General features: G+C 43.3%; 20 protein-coding genes. 17 read left to right on the top strand and 3 right to left on the bottom strand.

The genetic code is table 11. The features are described 5' to 3' along the window. The first annotated feature begins 12 nt into the window (after positions 1-12). The 8 genes from alr (at position 13) to IGI88_RS04400 (ending at position 7,775) form a co-directional block, all read left to right on the top strand. The gene (gene alr / locus IGI88_RS04435) at positions 13-1,134 is read left to right on the top strand and encodes an alanine racemase (protein WP_008379416.1); all 1,122 of its coding nucleotides are present in this window, start codon (positions 13-15) and stop codon (positions 1,132-1,134) included. 9 nt (positions 1,135-1,143) lie between these two features. Beyond that, positions 1,144-1,515 (top strand): type II toxin-antitoxin system PemK/MazF family toxin, encoded by a 372-nt coding sequence (locus IGI88_RS04430; RefSeq protein WP_005227961.1) that lies wholly within the window; start codon positions 1,144-1,146, stop codon positions 1,513-1,515. An 8-nt stretch (positions 1,516-1,523) separates the two neighbouring features. Next, positions 1,524-1,820, top strand: coding sequence for a hypothetical protein (locus tag IGI88_RS04425; RefSeq protein ID WP_016612926.1), 297 nt, complete (start codon positions 1,524-1,526; stop codon positions 1,818-1,820). Between the two features lie 305 nt (positions 1,821-2,125). Further along, positions 2,126-3,193, top strand: a complete 1,068-nt coding sequence (gene rlmN / locus IGI88_RS04420) for a 23S rRNA (adenine(2503)-C(2))-methyltransferase RlmN (protein WP_010749104.1) — start codon at positions 2,126-2,128, stop codon at positions 3,191-3,193. Positions 3,194-3,389: 196 nt separating this feature from the next. Further along, positions 3,390-4,073 carry a DUF969 domain-containing protein gene (locus IGI88_RS04415; protein WP_144330319.1) on the top strand — a complete coding sequence of 228 codons (684 nt, stop codon included), beginning with the start codon at positions 3,390-3,392 and terminating at the stop codon, positions 4,071-4,073. Next, on the top strand, positions 4,074-4,994 hold the full coding sequence (locus IGI88_RS04410; protein WP_005233677.1) for a DUF979 domain-containing protein: 921 nt from the start codon (positions 4,074-4,076) through the stop codon (positions 4,992-4,994). Positions 4,995-5,024: 30 nt separating this feature from the next. After that, positions 5,025-5,672, top strand: a complete 648-nt coding sequence (gene pcp, locus IGI88_RS04405) for a pyroglutamyl-peptidase I (RefSeq protein ID WP_008379428.1) — start codon at positions 5,025-5,027, stop codon at positions 5,670-5,672. A 441-nt stretch (positions 5,673-6,113) separates the two neighbouring features. Beyond that, complete coding sequence (locus tag IGI88_RS04400; protein ID WP_005233679.1) at positions 6,114-7,775, top strand: peptide ABC transporter substrate-binding protein; 1,662 nt, start codon at positions 6,114-6,116, stop codon at positions 7,773-7,775. Between the two features lie 100 nt (positions 7,776-7,875). Here the strand turns inward: IGI88_RS04400 and IGI88_RS04395 are convergent, their stop codons facing one another. Next, positions 7,876-8,211, bottom strand: coding sequence for a DUF3899 domain-containing protein (locus IGI88_RS04395; RefSeq protein ID WP_005227990.1), 336 nt, complete (start codon positions 8,209-8,211; stop codon positions 7,876-7,878). An 84-nt stretch (positions 8,212-8,295) separates the two neighbouring features. Between IGI88_RS04395 and opp3b the strand changes: the two genes are divergently transcribed. From opp3b to IGI88_RS04370, 5 genes are read left to right on the top strand one after another with little or no spacing between them, the layout of a single operon-like run. Further along, on the top strand, positions 8,296-9,237 hold the full coding sequence (gene opp3b, locus IGI88_RS04390) for an oligopeptide ABC transporter permease (RefSeq protein ID WP_005233681.1): 942 nt from the start codon (positions 8,296-8,298) through the stop codon (positions 9,235-9,237). Further along, positions 9,237-10,280 carry an ABC transporter permease gene (locus IGI88_RS04385; RefSeq protein ID WP_005233683.1) on the top strand — a complete coding sequence of 348 codons (1,044 nt, stop codon included), beginning with the start codon at positions 9,237-9,239 and terminating at the stop codon, positions 10,278-10,280. The genes opp3b and IGI88_RS04385 overlap by 1 nt, the downstream gene beginning before the upstream one ends. Continuing rightward, positions 10,280-11,332, top strand: a complete 1,053-nt coding sequence (locus IGI88_RS04380; protein WP_216593164.1) for an ABC transporter ATP-binding protein — start codon at positions 10,280-10,282, stop codon at positions 11,330-11,332. Before IGI88_RS04385 ends, IGI88_RS04380 begins: the two co-directional genes overlap by 1 nt. 14 nt (positions 11,333-11,346) lie before the next feature. Then, on the top strand, positions 11,347-12,285 hold the full coding sequence (locus IGI88_RS04375) for an ABC transporter ATP-binding protein (protein WP_005233685.1): 939 nt from the start codon (positions 11,347-11,349) through the stop codon (positions 12,283-12,285). A 30-nt stretch (positions 12,286-12,315) separates the two neighbouring features. Continuing rightward, the gene (locus tag IGI88_RS04370) at positions 12,316-13,314 is read left to right on the top strand and encodes an RNA-guided endonuclease TnpB family protein (protein WP_008379437.1); all 999 of its coding nucleotides are present in this window, start codon (positions 12,316-12,318) and stop codon (positions 13,312-13,314) included. A 145-nt stretch (positions 13,315-13,459) separates the two neighbouring features. Here the strand turns inward: IGI88_RS04370 and IGI88_RS04365 are convergent, their stop codons facing one another. Together IGI88_RS04365 and IGI88_RS04360 are read right to left on the bottom strand one after the other, a co-directional pair. Beyond that, positions 13,460-14,290 (bottom strand): NUDIX domain-containing protein, encoded by an 831-nt coding sequence (locus IGI88_RS04365; protein WP_005233702.1) that lies wholly within the window; start codon positions 14,288-14,290, stop codon positions 13,460-13,462. A gap of 50 nt (positions 14,291-14,340) precedes the next feature. Beyond that, positions 14,341-14,616: a hypothetical protein gene (locus tag IGI88_RS04360; protein ID WP_034872151.1), complete on the bottom strand. Its 276-nt coding sequence runs from the start codon at positions 14,614-14,616 to the stop codon at positions 14,341-14,343. 356 nt (positions 14,617-14,972) lie between these two features. Here IGI88_RS04360 and metG point away from each other — a divergent pair, with 356 nt between their 5' ends. From metG to abc-f, 4 genes are all read left to right on the top strand, one after another. Then, positions 14,973-16,979: a methionine--tRNA ligase gene (gene metG / locus IGI88_RS04355; protein ID WP_005233704.1), complete on the top strand. Its 2,007-nt coding sequence runs from the start codon at positions 14,973-14,975 to the stop codon at positions 16,977-16,979. Positions 16,980-17,241: 262 nt separating this feature from the next. Further along, positions 17,242-19,920: a cation-translocating P-type ATPase gene (locus tag IGI88_RS04350; RefSeq protein WP_005233705.1), complete on the top strand. Its 2,679-nt coding sequence runs from the start codon at positions 17,242-17,244 to the stop codon at positions 19,918-19,920. 171 nt (positions 19,921-20,091) lie between these two features. Then, a complete protein-coding gene (locus IGI88_RS04345) occupies positions 20,092-20,520 on the top strand; it encodes a hypothetical protein (protein ID WP_005228008.1) in 429 nt (142 codons plus the stop codon). A gap of 486 nt (positions 20,521-21,006) precedes the next feature. Then, positions 21,007-22,509, top strand: coding sequence for a ribosomal protection-like ABC-F family protein (abc-f, locus tag IGI88_RS04340; RefSeq protein WP_429947799.1), 1,503 nt, complete (start codon positions 21,007-21,009; stop codon positions 22,507-22,509). Positions 22,510-22,646: the final 137 nt, after the last annotated feature.

Here is a 22,646-nt window from a genome sequence, read left to right as displayed (position 1 = left end):
AAGGAACTGGAAATGGTGGTTGCTTACCATAGACCAACGAAAGCGATTATTGATACGACCGCGATTACCGAAAACATCAAAAATGAGATTGCTCACTTACCAAGCGAGACGTTTCTTTTTGCGGTGGTAAAAGCTAATGGGTACGGGCACGGAGCGGTACAAACTGCTCAAGCAGCCAAAGAAGGCGGTGCAGCCGGTTTTTGCGTTGCGACGATCGATGAGGCAATCGAATTGCGAGAAGCAGGAATCACTGACCCGCTGCTGATTTTAGGGGTTGTGAACGTGCAAGATATTCCCTTACTTGCAGAATACGATTTTTCTTTTCCAGTCGCTTCGATGGACTGGTTGGTAGAAGCCGGTACTTATTTGGAAGAGAATCCTATAAAGACACCGCTTAAAGTACATGTCAAAGTGGATACCGGCATGGGGAGAATCGGTTTTTTGACCCCAGAAGAAGTGCTTCAAGCCGTTCTTTGGTTGGAAACTCATCCCACATTTGATTGGGAAGGAATCTTTACCCATTTCTCCACAGCCGATCAAGCTGATACAACTTATTGGGAAACACAGCACCAGCGGTTTAAAGAAGTCTTAACTGTTTTGCCTTATTTGCCGACATATATACATACAGGCAATAGCGCGACCTCCTTGTGGCACAAAGAGGCCGTTGGGAATATGGTCCGTTTTGGGATCGCGATGTATGGATTGAATCCGTCAGGTCATGCATTGAAGGAACCATTTTCCTTAAAACCAGCCCTTTCACTTGTTTCTGAACTGATCCAAGTGAAATTACTTGAAAAAGGAGCGGGGATTGGCTATGGTGAGACATATATCACGCCCCATCAGGAATGGATCGGCACTGTGCCTATCGGTTATGCGGATGGCTGGTTACGAAAAATGCAAGGCTTCTCACTCTTAGTAGAAGGTGAACCTTGTGAAATCGTCGGTCGGGTGTGTATGGATCAACTGATGATTCGTTTGCCGCGAGCCTTTGCTGTCGGTACAACGGTCACGTTGATTGGTGAGAATCATGGGAAACGAATTACGATGCAGGATGTTGCAGACCAGTTAGAAACGATTCACTATGAAGTAGCGTGCACCCTCTCAGCAAGGGTTCCGCGAGAATATAAAAGTTAGGGTGGTCCTATGGTAAAAAGGGGAGATATTTATTTTGCCGATCTTTCACCAGTCGTTGGATCGGAGCAAGGCGGAATACGACCGGTCTTGATCATTCAAAATGACTTGGGCAATCACTTCAGTCCCACCGTGATCATTGCGGCGATCACGGCAAAAATGGCGAAGCCGAAATTACCAACCCACATTGGGATTTCCGCTTCTTGCACAGGGATTGGCAAAGACTCCGTCATTTTGATGGAACAGATCCGCACGATCGACAAAAGTCGGTTGAAAGAAAAAGTTTGTCATTTAGACGATAAAGTGATGTGTGAAGTCGATGCTGCTTTGATGATCAGTATTGGTGTGGAGCCGACCTTTGCTACATCAACGATCGAGGTGTAAAACAAGCAATGGGGTATGTAGTATTAATAGTAGTTGTCATTTTATTGATTCTCTTTACTTATAAACATATTCGCCGTTTTCTTTCAGAAACCAAAAAGCGCAACGAAACCATGGAACAAGGGTATTACCTTGTCAGTCATACATATGAAGAGAAACGGGAACAGACCCATTATTACGGCGTTTTTCAACAAGGAGACAAAGAACTGATATTAGAAATGTCACTCCAGCTTTATTTACAGCTACAGCCACCGCAACGGGGGATGTTGACCGCCAAAGAAGGCCGAGTCCTTTCTTTTGAAGGGTGATCATGTGAAGAAAGCAGTGCCCATGAGAGAGTATCTCTTCAAGGAAAAGCAAACAAGCAGGAAAGAGCTGCTCCATTTATTTCACAGGAGTTGGTTCATTCACTGCTTGTTTTTTATGACTAAAATGTTTGTGAGAGCTATTTCAAGTAAGATGGCGTGATGGATGGGAACATTGAGCATCGAAAAAATGATCAACCAGCGCAGTAGAGCAACGGTTTTGCTTTGACAAACAACCAAGGTACGGTTGCTTTTCACAAAGAATTCAGTTATAGTATGTAGCGACTAGTTTGAAAAGAGGGAAAAAAGTGAACCCATCGATTTATGGACTTACCAAATCAGATCTATCTTTGTGGATAACTGAACAAAACGAAAAGAAATTTCGAGCCAACCAAGTGTGGGAGTGGCTCTATGAAAAACGAGTAACCAGCTTTGAAGAAATGACCAATTTACCGAAACCTTTGATTGAGAAACTGACGGCAGCCTTTGTGATCAATCCCCTGAAGCAGATGGTGGTACAAGAAGCCAGTGATGGGACCGTCAAGTATTTATTTCAATTGCCCGACAATCACATGATTGAAACGGTCTTGATGCGTCAAGAGTATGGCATGTCGGTTTGTGTGACGACCCAAGTCGGTTGCAACATCGGCTGTACCTTTTGTGCCAGTGGGTTATTAAAGAAACAGCGGGATTTAACAGCAGGCGAGATCGTGGCTCAAATCATGTTAGTACAACACTATTTTGATGAACGCAACGAGGGAGAACGAGTCTCTCACGTAGTCGTCATGGGGATCGGCGAACCCTTTGATAACTATGACAATGTGATGCATTTCTTGCAGATTATTAACGACCCAAAAGGTTTAGCGATCGGTGCGCGGCATATTACCGTGTCAACCAGCGGCTTGGCGCATAAAATCAAAGAGTTTGCGGAGAACGGCTTGCAAGTGAACCTAGCGATTTCGCTGCATGCCCCAAATAATGAAGTCAGAACCTCCATGATGCGGATCAATCGGAGCTTCCCGATTGAAAAACTGATGGCAGCGGTCGATTATTATTTAGAAAAAACCAATCGTCGCATCACGTTTGAGTATATCATGCTGGATCATGTCAACGACCGACCGGAACATGCCCGTCAGTTGGCAGCATTATTGAAGGATAAAAAGAAATTGTCTTACGTCAACTTGATTCCTTATAACCCAGTGAGTGAGCATGACCAATATGCTCGAAGTAAAAAAGCCGATGTGTTAGCTTTTTATGACATTTTAAAGAAAAACGGCATCAACTGTGTGATTCGTAAAGAACATGGGACAGATATCGACGCAGCATGTGGACAGCTGCGAAGCAAACAAATGAAAAAAGAAGCTTCTGCTTCTTAAACACAAAAAACCAAAAGAAGGACTGCACAAGCGCAGTTCTTCTTTTGGTTTTTTATTATCTAAGCAATTAAAAAACGTCTTAAAGAAAGCGTATTCCTGTAAAGGAAATTCAAAAAACATTGTTTTACAAGAAAAAAATAGATTATACTAAAAGCTGGTATTCATTAAAAATAACTTACTGTGAAAGGATGATTTGATGGAATGGATTAAATTAATTGGTATTCTAGTTATTTTAGTCGGCTTTTTGCTGAAGCTAGATACTATTGCTGTCGTAATCGTTGCTGGTTTTGTCACCGCGCTTGTATCGGGAATTTCTGTTGTTGATTTTTTAACAATGTTAGGAGAAGCGTTTGTCAATAATCGACTCGTTACACTGTTCTTGTTGACATTACCAATGGTCGGCTTGTCGGAACGTTTTGGCTTGAAACAGCAGGCCGTCATATTGATTGAAAAAATCAAAGGCTTGACACCAGGGAAGTTTTTGAGTTTGTACTTATTTATTCGGGAACTTGCTGGCTTTTTCTCTATTCGGATCCAAGGACATACGCAATTTATCCGCCCAATCGTTAACCCGATGGCGCAAGCTGCTGGGGAAAATAAATTTGGGGAAATGGATGAAAAAGATCAGGAAAAAATCAAAGCTCGGGCTGCCGCTAATGAAAATTTCGGGAATTTCTTTGCCCAAAATACCTTCGTGGCTGCTTCTGGTGTGCTGTTGATCGTAGGAACGTTGCAATCACTTGGATATGATGTGGCAGCTAGTTCGATCGCTCAAGCATCATTGCCGATCGCATTGATCGTCTTAGTTATTGCCACGTTATCGAACTTGCTCTTTGATCGCAAATTAGCAAAAAAATATGGCAAGAAGGAGGAGAAATAGATGGAAGGAATCGTTAACGGATTACTAGAATTCTTTTATATCTTGATTGGGCTGCTGTCGATCATGACGGCTGTCCGGGTTTTTCGTGAAGCAGACCATCCTACACGATTAGGCACCTCTGCCTTTTGGTTACTGCTAGGGGTCGTCTTTGCTTTCGGAAATTTTTTGCCGTATCTTGTGGACGGAATTTTGATCGTTTTGATGGGCTGTTTGACCTTCTTCAAACAAGTACAGATCGGTAAAATCGTCGACGTTGATGATGAAAAAGCCGAAGCGTCAGCAAAACGGATCGGTAGTACGATCTTCGTACCATGTATCAGCTTGGCATTGATCGCTGTGGTGATTTCTTATACACCATTAGGGGGCCAAGTGGGGATCGGGATCGCGTCGATCTTAGCACTCTTGTTGGCAGTCGTGCTAACTTCCGCTAAACCAAAAACAGTGTTAGACGATTCCGACCGGATGCTTCGCCAAGTCGGAACTGCCGGTATCTTGCCGCAGTTATTAGCAGCACTAGGTGTCATTTTTAACGCTGCTGGTGTTGGTGATGTGATTTCTCAAGGAATCTCTGGCGTCGTGCCAGAAGGCAATCGTTTTATCGGTGTCGTGGCTTACTGTTTAGGAATGATGATCTTTACTATGATCATGGGAAATGGCTTTGCAGCATTTACCGTTATAACTGCCGGTATTGGCGTACCTTTCGTAATGGCGCAAGGCGGCGATCCAGTTGTTGCTGGCGCTTTAGCAATGACCGCTGGTTTTTGCGGCACGTTGCTGACCCCGATGGCAGCCAATTTCAATGCACTGCCAGTGGCTTTGTTAGAGATGAAAGACCCTAATGGTGTCATTAAAGCACAAGCCCCAATTGCTTTATTATTGTTAGTGATCCACATCGCTTTAATGTACTTTTGGGCATTTTAGTGGTAAAACAGAGATGGAAGGATGATGGAAATGAAACTATTAATTACCGGATTTGATCCATTTGGCGGAGAAGCAATCAATCCTGCCTTAGAAGCAGTGAAATTACTGCCAGATACAATTCATGGTGCACAGATCGTGAAAGCAGAGATCCCCACTGTATTTGGGAAATCAGCGGCGATCGTCGAAGAGAAAATTGAAGAGGTCCACCCAGATGTCGTCTTAAACATCGGTCAAGCGGGCGGCCGGTTTGCCATCTCACCAGAACGAGTGGCAATCAATGTGGATGATGCCCGGATTCCTGATAATGAAGGCAATCAACCCGTCGATGAAGCGATCCAAACAGAAGGAAAGCCTGCCTACTTCACACAACTGCCAATCAAAGCAATGGTAGAAAATATGAAAAAAGCAGGAATACCTGCAGCCGTTTCTAATACTGCTGGAACCTTCGTCTGCAACCACATCATGTATCAAGTACAATACATGATCGATACAAAATACCCTGAAATGAAAGGCGGTTTTATTCACGTGCCATTTATTCCTCAGCAAGTCGTCGATAAAGCAGGACAGCCTGCAATGAGCATCGAAGACATCGCCAAAGGATTAACTGCAGCAGTGGAAGCTATCGTTGATTATGCCGACAAAGAAGATTTAAAAGCGATTGGCGGCGCGATCCATTAATCATTGAAGGACATCCTTTCGAGGACAAAACAAAAGTTCTTAAAATGAAAAGACCTGATCAGTAAGCATGCGATCAGGTCTTTTTTGTCTGAATTTGATAAGAAATCATCCTTGTTTTCTGCATGTTTACTTTTCTATCAGACATTTCTCATTTTGATGACTGAAATGAAAAAAGCAGACAGAAAATGAATGTAAGTTACATTTAACCATGTTTTTTTATTATTTTTTTCGCTTTATTTCTTATAAGTAAAGAAAGGAAAAATAGCATTTAACGAATGTTTGATGAGAGTAAGGTAAGTAAATACCAAGAAAACTTTCTTCCAAAGGTGTTTTTTATCGAAAAAGGGATTGCTTTTTTAATAATTATTAATTAAAATCTTATCTAACTTCAGAAATCGAATGATTATTCTGAAAATTAATTCAATTAAGGGGTAGGACAGGATGAAAAATAAATGGGCCTATGGTTTAGTAGCTGTGTGTGGCGTGGTGTTAGCCGGCTGTACAACAGGCGGAACAAATAGTTCAAGCAATGACACAGCAACTAGCGGCGATAGCAACGCAGAACAAGTATTTAACGTAGTGGTTTCACAAGAAATGCCAAGTGCGGATCTTTCATTAGCAACCGATACGATCAGCTTCAGTGCATTGAACAATGTATATGAAGGACTGTATCGTTTGGATGCTGACAGCACACCACAACCTGCTGGTGCAGCTGAAGCAGCTGAAGTCAGCGAGGATGGACTGACTTACAAGATCAAATTGCGTGAAGATGCGAAATGGTCAAATGGTGACCCTGTTACAGCAGCGGATTATGTCTATGGCTGGCAACGGACGGTCAAACCTGAAACTGCATCAGAATACGCGTATCTATTTTCACCAGTCAAAAATGCGGATGCCATCACGGCAGGCGATACGGATCCATCAGAGCTAGGCATCAAAGCAGTGGGGGATTATGAATTAGAAATCACCCTAGAAAAAGCAACACCTTACTTTGATTACTTATTAGCATTCCCATCATTCTTCCCGCAAAATCAAAAAGTAGTGGAAGAAAATGGCGATCAATATGCATCAACAAGCGACAATGCCGTTTATAATGGACCATTTGTCCTGACTGGTTTTGATGGGCCAGGAACGGATACAGAATGGGCTTATGAAAAGAACGATCAGTATTGGGACAAAGACACTGTTAAATTACAAACAATCAACGTAAGCGTCGTGAAAGAATCCTCAACTGCCTTGAATCTTTTCCAAGATGGTCAAGCAGATGATGTCATCCTAACAGGTGAACTGGCGCAACAGATGGCTAACGACGAAGCATTCGTTTCTCAACCAGAAGCAACGACTTCTTACTTAGAATTGAATCAACGTGATGAAGATTCACCTTTCCGTAACGAAAACTTGCGTAAAGCAATCTCTTATGCGATCGACCGTGATGCCTTAGTAACATCGATCTTAGGTGATGGTTCAATTGCTTCAAGTGGTTTGGTTCCAGAAGGCATGACTTTCAGCCCTGGCGATCATACAGACTTCACAGAAGCAGCTGGCAGCGTCATTAGCTACGATCAAGAGAAAGCAAAAGAATATTGGGAAAAAGCCAAAGAAGAATTAGGAATCGATTCATTAGAATTTGATATCTTAGCTTCTGATACAGACTCAACCAAGAAAATCATTGAGTACTTGCAAGACACGATCGAAAAAACATTGGACGGTGTGAAAGTCACGTTAAGTCCAGTTCCATTCTCTGTTCGTTTGGATCGTTCAAATGCGGGTGATTTTGATACAGTAATGGGCGGTTGGGGTGCTGACTATGCCGATGCAAGTAGCTTTACTGACTTGTTTACGACAGGTAACTCATACAACCGTGGTCAATGGAGCAGTGAAGAATACGATGCAGCTGTAAAAGCAGCAGGTACGACCAATGCCAATGACCCTGACAAACGTTGGGAAGATTTAGTCAATGCAGAAAAAATCATTATGAATGAACAAGGTGTCATTCCAGTTTATCAAAAAGCGGAAGCACATTTACGTGCAACAAAAGTCAAAGGTGTTGTTGCTCACGCAGCGGGCGCACAATACGACTACAAGTGGACATCAATCGAATAATCACGAGTAGTTGACTTGAAATGCCGAAGAAAAGGCTGAGACAATTTCTTGTCTCAGCCTTTTGCTTCTCATTTCAATGAGTAAAAATATAAGAGTGAAATTAACTAGTAGCAATCATTAAAAAGAGCAATGAAAGGAATAACAAGAAGACACCAGGCCATAACCAAAAGGCGTAACTCTGTTTGCCGACTTGGGATAATTTCAGATAATCTGTTTTATTTTTGGAAAAAGCTTTCTTCATGGAATATTGAAAATGGTCAAAGAAACCAGAAGCAAATACCCATAAAAAACCGCCAATGATCAAAAAGAACAGCGCCCACAAGAAAAGGGCATCTGAAAGAGCTGCTATGGAAAATTCATTTTTTATGGCTAACCATCCGCCAGAAATTGCGAGGCATAGGAGGGGTATGAGCCCACTACTTTTTTTTATTTTCATGATCTGACTCCTTTTTAATGATTCGTACTATGTTAATTTACATAATTATTGAATAGAAGTCAAAATACTTAAGGGGGAAACTGCGTGAACAGCTTTTTGAAATATTTATTGAAACGAGTGTTCTACATGGTCTTAACATTATGGCTGATTGCCACGATCACCTTTTTCTTGATGCAATTTTTGCCAGGAACACCATATACGAATGCTGAAAAATTAAGTCCAGAACAAATTGCCTTGCTAAATGAGCAAGCAGGATTGGACAAACCGATCATTACCCAATATTGGCTTTATTTGACCAATCTACTAAAAGGTGACTTTGGGATCTCTTTCCAATTTAAAAACCAGCCAGTAGCGAATTTATTATCAGGAAGAATCGGACCTTCACTGCAACTAGGACTACAAGCGATCATCTTTGGTACCTTCTTTGGGATCATTTTAGGAACGATCTCTGCAATGAAACAAAATACTTGGGTCGACACAACGTCTACCTTAGTGGCGATCTTAGGGCGTTCGATCCCTAACTTTGTCTTTGCCGTTTTGCTGCAATATATTTTTGCCATCAAACTAGGGATCTTGCCGATTGCCAAGTGGGAGACCTTTGCCAGCACGATCTTACCGACCGTCGCCTTAGCGATGTCGCCGTTAGCGGATTCCGCTAGGTTTATTCGAACCGAGATGGTGGAAGTGCTGCATAGTGATTATGTCGAGTTGGCACGAGCAAAAGGTTTGAGCCGCTGGGAAATTGCCTTCAAGCACGGTTTGCGGAATAGTTTGATTCCGTTATTGACGTTGTTAGGACCGCTAGCTGTCGGTTTGATGACTGGTTCCCTTGTCGTAGAAAATATTTTTGCGATCCCGGGTATCGGTGAACAGTTCGTAAAATCAATCATGACCAATGACTATCCGACGATCATGGCGGTAACGATCCTTTATTCCGCAATGTTGGTCTTTGTGATTCTTGTTGTTGATATTTTATATGGAATCGTTGATCCGCGGATCCGAGTTTCAGAAGGGAGTCGTGGCTAATGGCAGAGAAACCTTACACAGCAAATGATGTTGCTGCCATCGATGCAGCCAAATTTCAACCGTTACAAAAAAATACCAATGAAGAGCGTGAAGCGATCGCAACCCCCTCGTTAACCTTTTTCCAAGATTCGTGGCGTCGTTTGAAAAAGAACAAAGCCGCTGTTTTCTCAATCGTTTTGTTGCTGATCATTATTACGATCTCAATCATTACCATTTTTGTCTCGCCACATGATCCGACCGCGCAAAATGTGACCTTTACAAATCTGCCGCCGAAAATTCCCGGTATCAACATCAATGGCTTAAACGGCTATGCGATGGTGGGAGGCGAGCTAGTAGATAAGTATGCAGCTGCCAATGTACCTGACGGGACATATTTCCTTTTAGGAACGGATGGATTAGGTCGTGACTTATTGAGTCGTCTATTTGTAGGGACACGTATCTCCTTATTGATTGCGTTTATCGCAGCGATGCTAGATATCATCTTTGGTGTAACCTATGGTTTGATCTCTGGTCTTTTAGGTGGACGAATCGATAATGTGATGCAACGTTTCCTAGAAATCTTATCAGGTATTCCCAACTTAGTGGTAATGATCTTAATGCTGGTAGTTTTCGAACCTGGGATCTTCTCGATCGTGGCAGCAATGGCGATCACTAACTGGATTCCAATGGCGCGGATCGTACGGGCCCAAACAATGAAACTAAAAGATCAGGAATTCGTTTTAGCCGCAACAACGCTGGGGGAAAGCCGTCTCAAGATTGCGATGAAACACGTATTACCAAATATTTCCAGCGTGATCATCGTACAAATGATGTTCAGTATTCCCTCGGCGATTTTCTTCGAGGCCTTCCTAAGCTTTATTGGGCTAGGATTAAAACCACCTTCAGCATCTTTAGGGATGCTACTAAGCGATGGCTACAAAACCTTCTTGTTCCTGCCTTACCAAATGTGGGTACCGGCTGTGACCTTGTCTGTGATTATGATTGGGTTCAATTTGCTGGCAGACGGTTTGCGTGATGCCTTTGATCCGAAAATGAAAGAGTGATTGCTATGAAAAAAGTCTTAGAAGTGAAAAACTTAGAAATTTCTTTTGACACCTTTGCTGGGAAAGTCCAAGCAATCCGCGATGTCAGTTTCGATCTATACAAAGGAGAAACCTTGGCGATCGTGGGCGAATCCGGGAGCGGCAAGTCCGTGACAACCCGCAGTATCATGGGGTTGTTAGCCAGCAATGCCAATGTCGATAATGGCCAGATCCTCTTCAATGGGACGGACATTTTGAAAAAATCCGAAAAAGAACTGCAAAAAATCCGTGGCAAGGAAATCGCCATGATTTTCCAAGATCCAATGACTTCACTAGACCCAACGATGCCGATTGGCAAGCAAGTGGCAGAGTCATTGATGAAGCACAACAAAATCAGTAAAAAAGAGGGCTTGCGACAAGCGTTGGAATTACTGAACCTTGTCGGCATCCCGAATGCTGAGAAACGCTTGAAAAATTATCCGCATCAATTTTCGGGTGGTCAGCGGCAGCGGATCGTTATTGCGATCGCGCTGATCTGTTACCCACAGATCTTAATTGCAGATGAACCGACGACTGCATTGGATGTAACGATCCAAGCACAGATCTTAGAGTTATTAAAAGATATTCAGAAGAAAATCAATTCGTCCATCGTCTTTATCACCCATGACTTGGGTGTCGTTGCCAATGTGGCTGACCGAGTAGCCGTGATGTATGGTGGGAAAATCGTCGAAGTGGGCACCGCAGAAGAAATCTTCTACAACCCGCAACATCCATACACCTGGGGCTTGTTGGGTTCGATGCCAACGTTAGAAGGGACAGGCGATCGTTTGTACGCGATTCCTGGTTCACCGCCGGATCTGTTGGACCCGCCAACCGGGGACGCTTTTTATCCACGAAACGAATTTGCTTTGCAGATCGATGCAGAACAGCAACCGCCGTTCTTTGATGTTTCACCGACCCACAAAGCAGCAACTTGGCTGTTAGCGCCGCAAGCACCGAAGGTAACTCCGCCGGATGAGATCTTGATTCGCTGGAAAAAATTCCAAGAAAAAAATACTCAGGCATCTGTCTAAAGGAGGAGAAACGGTTGGAAAAAGTTTTACTTGAAGTAAAGAATCTCAAACAATATTTTAACGTTGGCCGCAAAGACGAAGTCAAAGCCGTCGATGATATCTCCTTCCAAATCTATGAAGGAGAAACCTTTGGTCTAGTAGGTGAATCCGGAAGCGGAAAATCGACCACTGGACGGACGGTGATTCGTTTGAATAATCCTACCGGAGGCGAAGTTCTTTTTGATGGACAAGATGTTATGAAAATCAAAGGCAAGAAACCGCTGGCTGATTTTCGCCGGGAAGTTCAAATGGTCTTCCAAGATCCTTATGCCTCCTTGAATCCACGGATGAAAGTTCGCGACATTATTGCCGAAGGGATCGATATCAACGGATTAGCTAAAAATGAAAAAGAACGCAATGATCGGGTGGATGAACTCTTGCGAACCGTCGGACTAAACCCAAGTCATGGAACCCGTTATCCTCATGAATTTTCAGGGGGACAACGTCAGCGGATCGGAATCGCCCGAGCATTAGCCGTCGATCCAAAATTCATCATTTGTGATGAACCGATCTCGGCATTGGATGTTTCGATCCAAGCCCAAGTTGTCAACTTGCTGCAAGATCTGCAAGAAGAACATAAATTGACGTACTTGTTTATCGCCCATGATTTATCGATGGTCAAACACATCAGCGATCGGATCGGCGTGATGCACAACGGCAAACTGCTAGAAGTAGGAACCAGTGATGAAATCTATCATTACGGGGTCCATCCGTATACTGAAAGTCTTTTATCAGCGATTCCGCTGCCAGATCCTGACCATGAGCGTCAACGCAAACGGATCAAATACGTCAGCGAACCAAACGATAACCAAGAACGAGCAATGGAAGAGATCGCACCAGGACATTTCGTTTATGCCACGAAACAAGAAGCCAAGATCTACCAAGAAAAGTTAGCACAAAAAAAGGGGAACTAGCGTCAAAGGTATAGGGAGTGTTAGGAGGAGATGAAACTGGGTGTTTTAAAAGCATACAAATTTCGGATCTATCCTAATGGACAGCAAAAACAGTTTTTCATCGAAACCTTCGGCTGTGTTCGGTTTACGTACAATCAACTGCTGGAGGCGAAGATGGAGGAGCTGGCCAACAATGAAGCAAAGCAAGGGTTGACGCCAGCCAAACTAAAAAAGGAGTATCCTTTTTTGAAGGAGACCGATAGTTTGGCATTGGCGAATGCACAAAGGAATCTGGACCGAGCGTTTCGAAATTACTTTCAAAAGCGGGCTGGCTTTCCAAAAATGAAAACCAAAAAAAGTATTTGGCAATCGTATACTACGAATAATCAGCAGCACACCATTTACTTTGAAGAGGATCAAATCAAGCTGCCAAAGCTCAAAACACTGGTTCCAGTAAAAAAGCATCGGGAAATCAAAGGGAAAATCAAATCGGCAACGATCTCAGCGAAAAACAATGAAGAGTTTTATATCTCGATTCTTTGTTTGGAAGAGATCACACCACTCCCGAAACAGCAAGCGTCTATCGCAGTTGTTTATGATCCGCAGCAGCTGATCAAAGCCAACCAATCGGTACCGGTCACTTGTGAGCATGCGATCCAAACAAAACAGAAGCTGACACGAGCAGAACGCAAACTTCAGGTGAAAGCTACGGCGGTCAAACGGAAAAAAATCCTTTTGACTCAGGCACGAAATTATCAGAAGCTAAAAGGAAAAGTCGCTCGCCTCTATCGTTTTCACTGCTGTCAAAAGCGGGAATTCATCGATCAAGTCAGTTATCATCTCGTAAAACAGTACGATACGATCTATTTGGAACAAATTGCTGAAGAAACGGTTCTAAAAGCCGGTCATTACAGCATCAGCGACTGGCATCAGTTTGTTCGCAAAATCCAGTACAAGGCTCAGTGGTACGGCAAAGAACTGCGTTTTGTCACGTTGGACACGCAGGACCAACAGAAGCTGGAACGGCTCTCAGGCGAAATGAGCAGCTGATCTGCTTGAACTGGAAGGAACGCCAGGGATCGCCTAGGGTATAGAAAAAATCTTTATGATTTTTGTTTCTAGGAACCACGTTCACTAATTATGATTAACCAGCAACCCCCTGCCAAACTACAGTTTAGCAGGGGGTTGTATTTTTTTACATTTTATCACCTAAAAATGCGTCATTTAAGCGATAGATCTTTGAGGGACGCCCGATGCCAACGGGCTTTTCGCCGACCTCCGTAAAATATTGAAGCATGGATTTTTTAAAGTTGGAATGATCGATCATTTTAAAATCGATCCCTAAAAACTTGGCGAATACTTTGCGGGCTTCCGTGATCGTAAAATCTTTGCCTAACACAAGAAGCACTTGCGGCTCGTGTTCCATCTTGTTGGCAACCCGTTTGAAGGCTTTGAGAATGATCGCGCTGTGGTCAAAAGCCAGCGTATCTTTTCCAACAGAGGCACCAGTCACCAGGTCAAGAATGATCTCGATCTCACCGCTGGTCAAATAGATTTGATTGGCTTTTCTTTCCAGAGAAAACCAGCGTACCTGATTCGCATCGTCCCCAGCACTTAAGGGCTCTTCACCAATAAATGCCAAATAGCTGACGGTGATTACCCACCCACGCGGATCACGACCAGGGGTGCTGAAGGTGTGCAGCTGTTCGATGTTTTGTTTGGAGATGGTGACCCCGATCTCTTCTTGGGTTTCACGGATCACACTTTGGCCTGTCGATTCATTCGGATTGACGAAGCCCCCCGGCAATGCCCAAGAATTGCGGAAGGGATGGCCTTTTCTTTGGATCAGCGCAATTTTGAGTTGTTCTTCTTCTTTGTTGTAACACATCAACACCATATCGACGGTTACGGAGGGTTTCTCGTATTTCGGCTGATCTTGTGCCTGATACCACGTAAGAAAGTCTGCTTCAGAAGCTTCTTTCTCATAGTAGTGTTTTTCAGCTGATTTTGAGGTAAATTCTTTCATTGGTTTCTCCTGCCTTAGATAAAGTAAGTAACTGAGCGCGATGGTTTTCCTTAACGGAAAAAATAAGGAACGATCAAATTAATGAAAAACAGTGCGAGATAAAGCCAAGAAGACCGAGGGTGTTCTTTGAGTGCTAAATAGCCCCAAAGAGCGATCCATAGCAGAAAAGCTACCCGTAGGATTGCCAGCGCTGTCGCAAAAAGCGCCGCGTAATCATGGCTGTTGAAGTAAGCAAACAAAAAGGGGTAACCTGTGGTTGAAAAGAGCAAGTGCCCCACAGAAAGCGCGGTTAAAAGCAAAAAATGCTGTTTGTTTTTTCGAGTCATAGCGTTCCTTTCTATAAGAGAAGTCTTCCTCATTATAGCAAAAGAAGTACCTGTTAATCAAAGAGAGATAAAACACCTTTATTTCTTATGAGATTCGTTGTCAGGATCAGATTCTTCCCCTAGAACATTGAAGTGAACGGCTATCTGCGCTATGATAATTAGTAGAAAAGAAATACTCAAATCTGCTGGTTTATTTGCTGCGTTTTAAGGACGAAAACGATTCCTTTGCTTCTTTTAGAGCATGAAGAAAGGTCTTATTATGTCCGCTTTTTTGATTAAATTTATAGCATTTTTGGGTTGCGAACTGTATACTACCTAAGTATACACTTTACTAGTGAAAAGGAGGACTTGCGTCCATGGCTGAAAAAGAAACATTCTATATTACGACGCCAATTTATTATCCAAGCGGCAAGCTGCATATCGGGAATTCTTACACGACGATCGCTTGTGATGCGGTAGCACGATACAAACGATTGATGGGCTTTGATGTCTTTTATTTAACGGGTGTCGATGAGCACGGTCAAAAAATCGAGAAAAAAGCAGAAGAACTTGGCGTAGATCCGCAAGAATACGTCGACAAAATGGCAGCTGACGTCAAGAAATTATGGAACACACTAGACATCAGTTATGACAAATTTATCCGTACAACGGATGACTACCATAAAACAGCCGTTCAAAAAATCTTCCAGCAATTGCTTGATCAAGGAGATATCTATCTTGGTGAATATGAAGGCTGGTATTCTGTTTCTGATGAAGAATACTTTACTGAAACGCAATTAGCAGAAGTTTACCGAGATGAAGAGGGCAAAGTCATCGGCGGCAAAGCGCCAAGCGGTCATGAGGTAGAATTGGTGAAGGAATCTTCTTATTTCTTCCGCATGAGCAAATACGCCGATCGTTTGGTTCAATACTATGATGAACATCCAGAGTTCATTCAACCAGAATCACGCAAAAATGAAATGCTGAATAACTTCATCAAACCAGGTTTAGAAGACCTGGCTGTTTCCAGAACGACCTTTAAATGGGGCATTCCTGTCACGGCTAGTCCTGAACACGTGGTGTATGTTTGGATCGATGCGTTATCTAACTATATTACGGCATTAGGCTATGGCTCAGAGGACGATTCCTTGTTCCAAAAATACTGGCCAGCTGACGTGCATATGGTTGGGAAAGAAATCGTGCGTTTCCATACGATCTATTGGCCAATCATGCTGATGGCCTTAGACTTGCCCTTACCGAAAAAAATCTTTGGTCATGGCTGGTTGATGATGAAAGACGGCAAGATGTCGAAATCAAAAGGCAATGTCGTTTATCCAGAAATGTTAGTGGAGCGCTACAGCTTAGATGCGTTGCGTTACTATCTATTACGGGCGGTTCCTTTTGGTAGCGATGGTGTGTTTACACCAGAAGATTTCGTTTCTCGTTTGAACTACGATCTAGCCAACGACTTAGGCAACCTGCTGAATCGGACGATCGCCATGATCAATAAATATTGTGATGGCTTAGTGCCCGATTATGCCTCAAAAGTAACGCCTTTTGATAGCGAGCTGTCAACGACTGCGGCCAATGTGGTTGGTCGTTACCATGAAGCCATGGATAAAATGGAATTCAGTACTGCATTGTCAGAAGTTTGGACATTGATTTCCCGTGCCAACAAATACATTGACGAAACCCAACCATGGGTGTTAGCCAAAGAAGAAGAAAAGCGCGCGGAATTAAACAGTGTGATGGTTCATTTGGCGGAAAGCTTACGCATCGTTGCGATCTTATTGCAACCGGTGATGACAGAAACACCAGCCAACATTTTCCAACAATTAGGACTGGCTTCTGTTGCCATGGATCTGAAAGATTTACGCTTTGGTGAATTTCCAAGTGGCACGAAAGTCGTTGCCAAAGGCACACCGATTTTCCCTCGGTTGGAACTTGAAACAGAAGTAGCCTACATCCAAAAGAAAATGGCTGAAGGGACACAAAGTCCAGAAGAAACAGTCAAATGGAATCCAGAAGAAACCACATTGCAATCAGACAAAGCCGAGATCAAATACGAAGACTTCGACAAGATCGAATTAAAAGTGGCAGAAGTCGTTGATTGTCAAAAAGTCAAAGGGGCCGACAAGCTGCTACAATTCCGCTTAGCTGCGGGAGATGATCAAGATCGTCAAATTTTATCGGGGATTGCTGAATTTTATCCAGAACCACAAGATTTGATCGGCAAAAAAGTCGTGATCGTTGCCAACTTGAAACCACGGAAAATGCGGGGGCAAGTCAGCCAAGGAATGATCCTTTCTGCAGAAGACAATGATGGTCGTCTGCAAATCGTGGAAGCGCCAAAAGGCATGCCAAACGGCTCGGTCATCGCTTGATTTTTAAGAGAAATTCTTTGTTGAATTTCAGCGAAAATAAAATTGCCAGACCCGAAAAGTTTTTGTATAATGTAGGTTATTGATATGAACATGAGGGAGTAATTGGCGGATTTTATCTGCGGCAGTATCACCATCCTGAAAGAAATTTCTGGTGCTGTCTTAAACAGTGAGACTTATGTATGCTTAGACAGTGCATACATAAGTCTATTTTTTTTCATATCATGTACAATAAAGGAAGAGTAAGTATAAAAGGAGGAGAAACATGTCAGAAGAAAACAAAAAGGAGCAGCTATCGCAGGCGTTTTATGCACAAGAAGCGCAGCATGTTCTGGAAGAAATGCAAACAGATGCCAATGGATTAACGAACGATGAAGCGCAAAAACGCTTATCTGAGTATGGTCCCAACGAATTAGAAGAAGGCAAAAAGAAATCGATGGCACAAAAATTCTTTGAGCAATTTAAAGATTTGATGATCATCGTTTTGCTAGCGGCGGCAATTATCTCAGCAGTCGTTTCCCATGAAGTCGTGGACTCAATTATTATTTTAGCAGTTGTCATTATCAACGCGATCATGGGTGTTGTTCAAGAGGCAAAGGCAGAGCAGGCCATCGAAGCACTAAGAGAAATGTCCACACCAAATGCCAATGTCCTGCGTAATGGTCATACCGTCACCATCAAGAGCGATGAATTGGTTCCGGGGGATATTGTCCTATTAGAAGCTGGCGATGTCGTACCGGCAGATTTACGCCTCTTAGAAGCAAGTTCGTTAAAAATTGAAGAAGCCGCTTTGACCGGTGAATCCGTACCAGTCGAAAAAGAATTGACTGTCATCGAAGGGACGGATGTCGGGATCGGCGATCGCGTCAATATGGCCTATTCAAACAGTAATGTGACCTATGGCCGCGGAAAAGGGGTCGTGGTCAATACAGGAATGGGAACCGAAGTTGGGAAAATCGCTGGCATGCTAGCTAGCGCCCAAGAAACCGAAACACCATTGAAACGTAACTTAAATGAACTAGGAAAATTCCTGACGATCGCCATCATTATCATTGCAGTGATCATGTTCTTTGTTGGAACGATCTTTAACAATACGTCATGGGTCGACATGCTATTGACTTCGATCTCATTAGCAGTAGCGGCGATCCCAGAAGGGCTGCCAGCGATCGTAACGATCATCTTAGCCTTAGGTACGCAAGTAATGGCGAAACGAAATGCAGTGATCCGTAAATTACCAGCGGTTGAAACCCTTGGGGCAACCGATATTATCGCTTCTGATAAAACTGGTACTTTGACGTTGAATCAAATGACCGTGGAAAAATTGTATGTCAATAGCAAACAACATGCTGCTTCAGAAGATATTCCGTTAGACAACATGGCATTAAAAGTCATGAACTTTGCCAATGATACAAAATTTGGTGAAGAAGGCAACTTGATCGGTGATCCGACCGAGACCGCATTGGTGCAATTCGGGATGGATCAAGGATTCCATGTGCGGGATCTCGTCAATCAAGAACCACGGGTAGCGGATCTGCCCTTTGATTCTGACCGAAAACTTATGAGTACGATCCACCAACAAGAAGACGGCCGCTATTTAGTTGCTGTCAAAGGTGCACCGGATGTCTTATTAGGCAGAACCTCAAAAGTACTATTGGATGGCCAAGAGCTACCAATGACGAATGAAGAAAAAGAAAAAATCTTATTCAACAATACCGATATGGCAAAACAAGCGCTGCGGGTATTGGGAATGGCCTACAAATACGTAGATCAAGTGCCAGAAAACTTAGAATCAGAAATCGTCGAAAATGATTTGGTCTTTGCTGGCTTAGTCGGAATGATTGACCCAGAACGGGCAGAAGCAGCCGATGCGGTACGTTTAGCCAAAGAAGCTGGGATTCGTCCCATCATGATCACCGGAGACCACCGGGATACAGCTGAAGCCATTGCGGGACGTTTAGGGATCATCAAACCGGGCGATGATGATGCTGTCTTGACCGGCGCTGAACTCAATAAAATGAGCGAAGAAGAGTTTGCCCAAAAGGTAGCCCACTACTCAGTCTATGCGCGGGTATCGCCGGAACATAAAGTCCGCATCGTCAAAGCTTGGCAGCAAGAAGGCAAAGTCGTTGCCATGACCGGTGACGGGGTCAACGATGCACCATCACTGAAGCAAGCCGATATTGGTGTTGGCATGGGGATCACAGGTACCGAAGTTTCTAAAGGTGCTTCCGATATGGTCTTAGCCGATGACAACTTTGCTACGATCGTCGTAGCGGTGGAAGAAGGACGTAAAGTCTTCTCCAATATTCAAAAAGCGATTCAATACTTGCTAGCCGCTAACCTAGGGGAAGTTTTGACCTTGTTCTTAGCAACCTTGTGGGGTTGGGACTCGCTATTGCCGATCCACTTGCTTTGGATCAACCTAGTAACGGATACCTTCCCAGCAATTGCCTTAGGAATGGAGCCTGCTGAAAAAGATTTAATGAAGCATGCACCGCGGGGACGCAGTTCCAACTTCTTCTCCGGTGGTGTGATGAGTAGTATCATCTACCAAGGGATCTTAGAAGCGGCAACCGTGCTGTTCGTTTATTGGTCAGCGATCCAATGGCCCGTCCACAATACGTACGATGCGATCCATGCCGATGCCTTAACGATGGCCTTTGCCACGTTAGGATTGATGCAATTGTTCCATGCCTTCAACGTCAAATCGATCCATCAGTCGCTCTTTAAAGTAGGAGCATTTAGAAACAAAGCCTTCAACTGGGCGATCCTGTTGTCCTTTGCGTTGATGCTAGTGATCTTCATTGTGCCAGGATTGAATGATATCTTCCGTGTCGCACACCTTGACTTGTATCAATGGGGCATCGTTTTAGGCGCCTCCTTTGCGATCATTCCAGTCGTTGAGATCGTCAAAGCGATCCAACGAGCAATGGGACGCAAATAAGCCAAAAATAAACAGAAAAACAACGAATGGTCTGCTGTCCTTCTCCATGGGCAGCAGGCCTTTTTTTGCTGGCTTATTTTCGATAAACCCTATGGCTGTTTCTTGACCTTTTCATTTGCAGCAAGAAACGGTAAAATAGAAGATAATAACAAAGAAAGTAGGGGACCCACTGTGCGACCAAACTTAGGTTTTTATGTACAAACAATCAACGATCTTGTCAAAGAAACAGAAGCGATCGGGGAGAAAATGAATCCCAATTATGAAGAGATCCGCAAAGCGATCGACGAGAAGAAAGAAGCAGAGGTAACACCTGAGCGGCTAGCTGAGATTACCAGAATTTTTAAAGAAGGCACGGACAAATACCGCTTGATGCTGGAAAAAATCAGCAAATTGCGTCCACCAGCGAATGTGATGGGGATCCATAAAAAATTCGAGCGAGCGTATATGAAATATGTTGCCGGCTGTGATGAGATGATTTTGAGTCTGGATAACAAAATCGACCAAGAAGCCTTTGATGCAGCTGAAGCTAAGCAAGATGAAGCAACGGACGAAATTTCTTTTGCTATCCAACGGATGACCGCTTTATTGTTAAAAAAATGATAAACATTCAAGTTAAACAAGAGTTATTTAATTTAACTGTTATGTTTTTCACATGTAAAATTTTTTTATCGGAGGTATAATGAATTCACAACCAACAACCTTTTTATTTTTCATTTTACTCCTTTTGCCATCAGGACTAACCAACCTGATGGTTTTTTTTTGTTTTTTAATGAAATGTTTCCATCAAAAGCGGGGATAGTTTGTGAACAAAATATAAAGTTGAAATAGCAAGGAATAGCAAGCTTGCGCTTTTTTGTCGATCAATGCTATACTTAGGGCACTATTAAACGAAATGAGGGATCCTCCATTGAAAAATTAACCAATTTGTTGAAAGCTGCATGAAACTGTTCCTCCAAGGGGATAGTCTGCAGATTTTCAGGATTGGTTGACTTTTTCAATGGAGGATCTTTTTGTGTACCTCTAAAAACTGATTCTGAAAATAGCTTTAGGTCTACTCTATTCCGTGAATAGAGACGAGGTATATTTATGTCGAATATCAGTATTAATCATTTAACTTTTGGCTTTGATAGCCAGGAACGGTTGCTTTTTGAGGATGCCAACTTGAACCTTGATACACAATGGAAATTAGGGTTGATTGGTAGAAATGGTCGCGGCAAAACGACCTTGCTGCGTTTGCTGCTCAATGAATTGCCTTATAGCGGCTCGATTACCCATGAGCAGCAATTCGTTTATTTTCCCTTAACAGTCGCTGACGAACAGCAACTGACGCTTTTTGTTTTACAAGAATCCGGTGAATTTGAGCAGTGGCGTTTGGAACGAGAATTGAACCTGCTGCAACTTGATCCAGAAGTTCTTTGGCGGCCCTTTGCCACTTTATCTGGCGGCGAGCAAACGAAAGTTCTATTGGCGCGTTTGTTCGTTGATGAAGAGAATTTTGCTTTGATCGATGAGCCAACCAACCATTTGGATGTGACCGCTCGCCAACATGTTGCCCGCTATTTGCAGCAAAAAACCGGGTTTATCGTTGTGAGCCATGATCGACAGTTTGTCGATGAAGTCGTCGATCATGTATTGGCGATCGAAAAAAGCCGCTTGGTGTTGTACAAAGGGAATTATTCAGTTTATGAACTGCAAAAGCAGCAAAAAGATGCCTATGAGCAAGAACAAAACAGCAAGTTGAAAAAAGAAATCGGTCGTTTGAAGCAGACGGCAGCCGAGAAAGCGGAGTGGTCCCGAGGACGCGAACGGGACAAATTAGGGTCGCCGACCAAAAAAGGCAGTGGGGCAATCTATGATACGGGGGCGATCGGTGCCCGAGCGGCACGGACCATGAAGCGCTCGAAAGCGATCGTTAAACGGATGGAAGATCAAATTCAAGACAAGTCTGCGTTGTTAAAAGACATTGAGTGGATCGATCCTCTGAAAATGACCCCGCTTGTTAGCCATCATGACGTGTTGCTGGAAGCAGAGCATTTTCAGCTCGGCTATGAGAAGCCTTTGTTTAAACCGCTGACGTTTGCGATCCGTCAAAAAGAGCGCTTGGGGATTCAAGGGGCCAACGGATCTGGCAAGTCCAGTTTGATTGCGAGTATTTTAGGTACTTTCGAAGGACAGCAGACAGGGACGATCAAAACAGCCCATGGGATCACTATCAGTTATGTTCGACAAAACTACGAGGACAATTGTGGGATGCTGACAGAGTTTGCCCAAGAACATGGCTTGAATTATCAAGATCTGCTAAATAATTTGAAAAAACTTGGCTTGGAAAGAGCTGTTTTTCAAACGCCGATCCAGCAAATGAGCATGGGGCAGCGTAAACGCGTGGAACTAGCCAAATCATTAGCAACACCAGCAGAATTGTTTATCTGGGATGAACCTCTGAATTATTTGGATGTCTTCAATCAGAAGCAATTAGAGGAAGTAATCCATTTGGTGGAGCCTTCTATGCTGATCATTGAACACGACCGTTATTTTCTTGAGCAAGTCTCAACGAAATTGCTGACGTTGACGATCGATGAAGTCGAATAACTGAAGGGGAAAAAGGACGATTGTTTTCTTTGGGAAAACCGTCCTTTTTTGTTATTTTAATCGGAGAGATACTGACGATTTTAGTAAGTATTTAATAAGGGTGCTTTTGATAAAAAAGCTGTGTAAAAATAGTGTTA

Source organism: Enterococcus sp. AZ179 (assembly GCF_050498885.1).
In the GTDB taxonomy this organism is placed as follows: domain Bacteria; phylum Bacillota; class Bacilli; order Lactobacillales; family Enterococcaceae; genus Enterococcus_D; species Enterococcus_D entomosocium.
Note: the sequence above shows the minus strand (reverse complement) of the source record. Positions and strands in the feature narration are given on the sequence as shown.

Coding starts and splice junctions, on each gene's coding strand:
- alr (WP_008379416.1), top strand. CDS start 13: ATGGTGGTTGCTTACCATAGACCAACGAAAGCGATTATTGATACGACC.
- IGI88_RS04430 (WP_005227961.1), top strand. CDS start 1,144: ATGGTAAAAAGGGGAGATATTTATTTTGCCGATCTTTCACCAGTCGTT.
- IGI88_RS04425 (WP_016612926.1), top strand. CDS start 1,524: ATGGGGTATGTAGTATTAATAGTAGTTGTCATTTTATTGATTCTCTTT.
- IGI88_RS04415 (WP_144330319.1), top strand. CDS start 3,390: ATGGAATGGATTAAATTAATTGGTATTCTAGTTATTTTAGTCGGCTTT.
- IGI88_RS04410 (WP_005233677.1), top strand. CDS start 4,074: ATGGAAGGAATCGTTAACGGATTACTAGAATTCTTTTATATCTTGATT.
- pcp (WP_008379428.1), top strand. CDS start 5,025: ATGAAACTATTAATTACCGGATTTGATCCATTTGGCGGAGAAGCAATC.
- IGI88_RS04400 (WP_005233679.1), top strand. CDS start 6,114: ATGAAAAATAAATGGGCCTATGGTTTAGTAGCTGTGTGTGGCGTGGTG.
- IGI88_RS04395 (WP_005227990.1), bottom strand. CDS start 8,211: ATGAAAATAAAAAAAAGTAGTGGGCTCATACCCCTCCTATGCCTCGCA.
- IGI88_RS04385 (WP_005233683.1), top strand. CDS start 9,237: ATGGCAGAGAAACCTTACACAGCAAATGATGTTGCTGCCATCGATGCA.
- IGI88_RS04370 (WP_008379437.1), top strand. CDS start 12,316: ATGAAACTGGGTGTTTTAAAAGCATACAAATTTCGGATCTATCCTAAT.
- IGI88_RS04365 (WP_005233702.1), bottom strand. CDS start 14,290: ATGAAAGAATTTACCTCAAAATCAGCTGAAAAACACTACTATGAGAAA.
- IGI88_RS04360 (WP_034872151.1), bottom strand. CDS start 14,616: ATGACTCGAAAAAACAAACAGCATTTTTTGCTTTTAACCGCGCTTTCT.
- metG (WP_005233704.1), top strand. CDS start 14,973: ATGGCTGAAAAAGAAACATTCTATATTACGACGCCAATTTATTATCCA.
- IGI88_RS04350 (WP_005233705.1), top strand. CDS start 17,242: ATGTCAGAAGAAAACAAAAAGGAGCAGCTATCGCAGGCGTTTTATGCA.
- abc-f (WP_429947799.1), top strand. CDS start 21,007: ATGTCGAATATCAGTATTAATCATTTAACTTTTGGCTTTGATAGCCAG.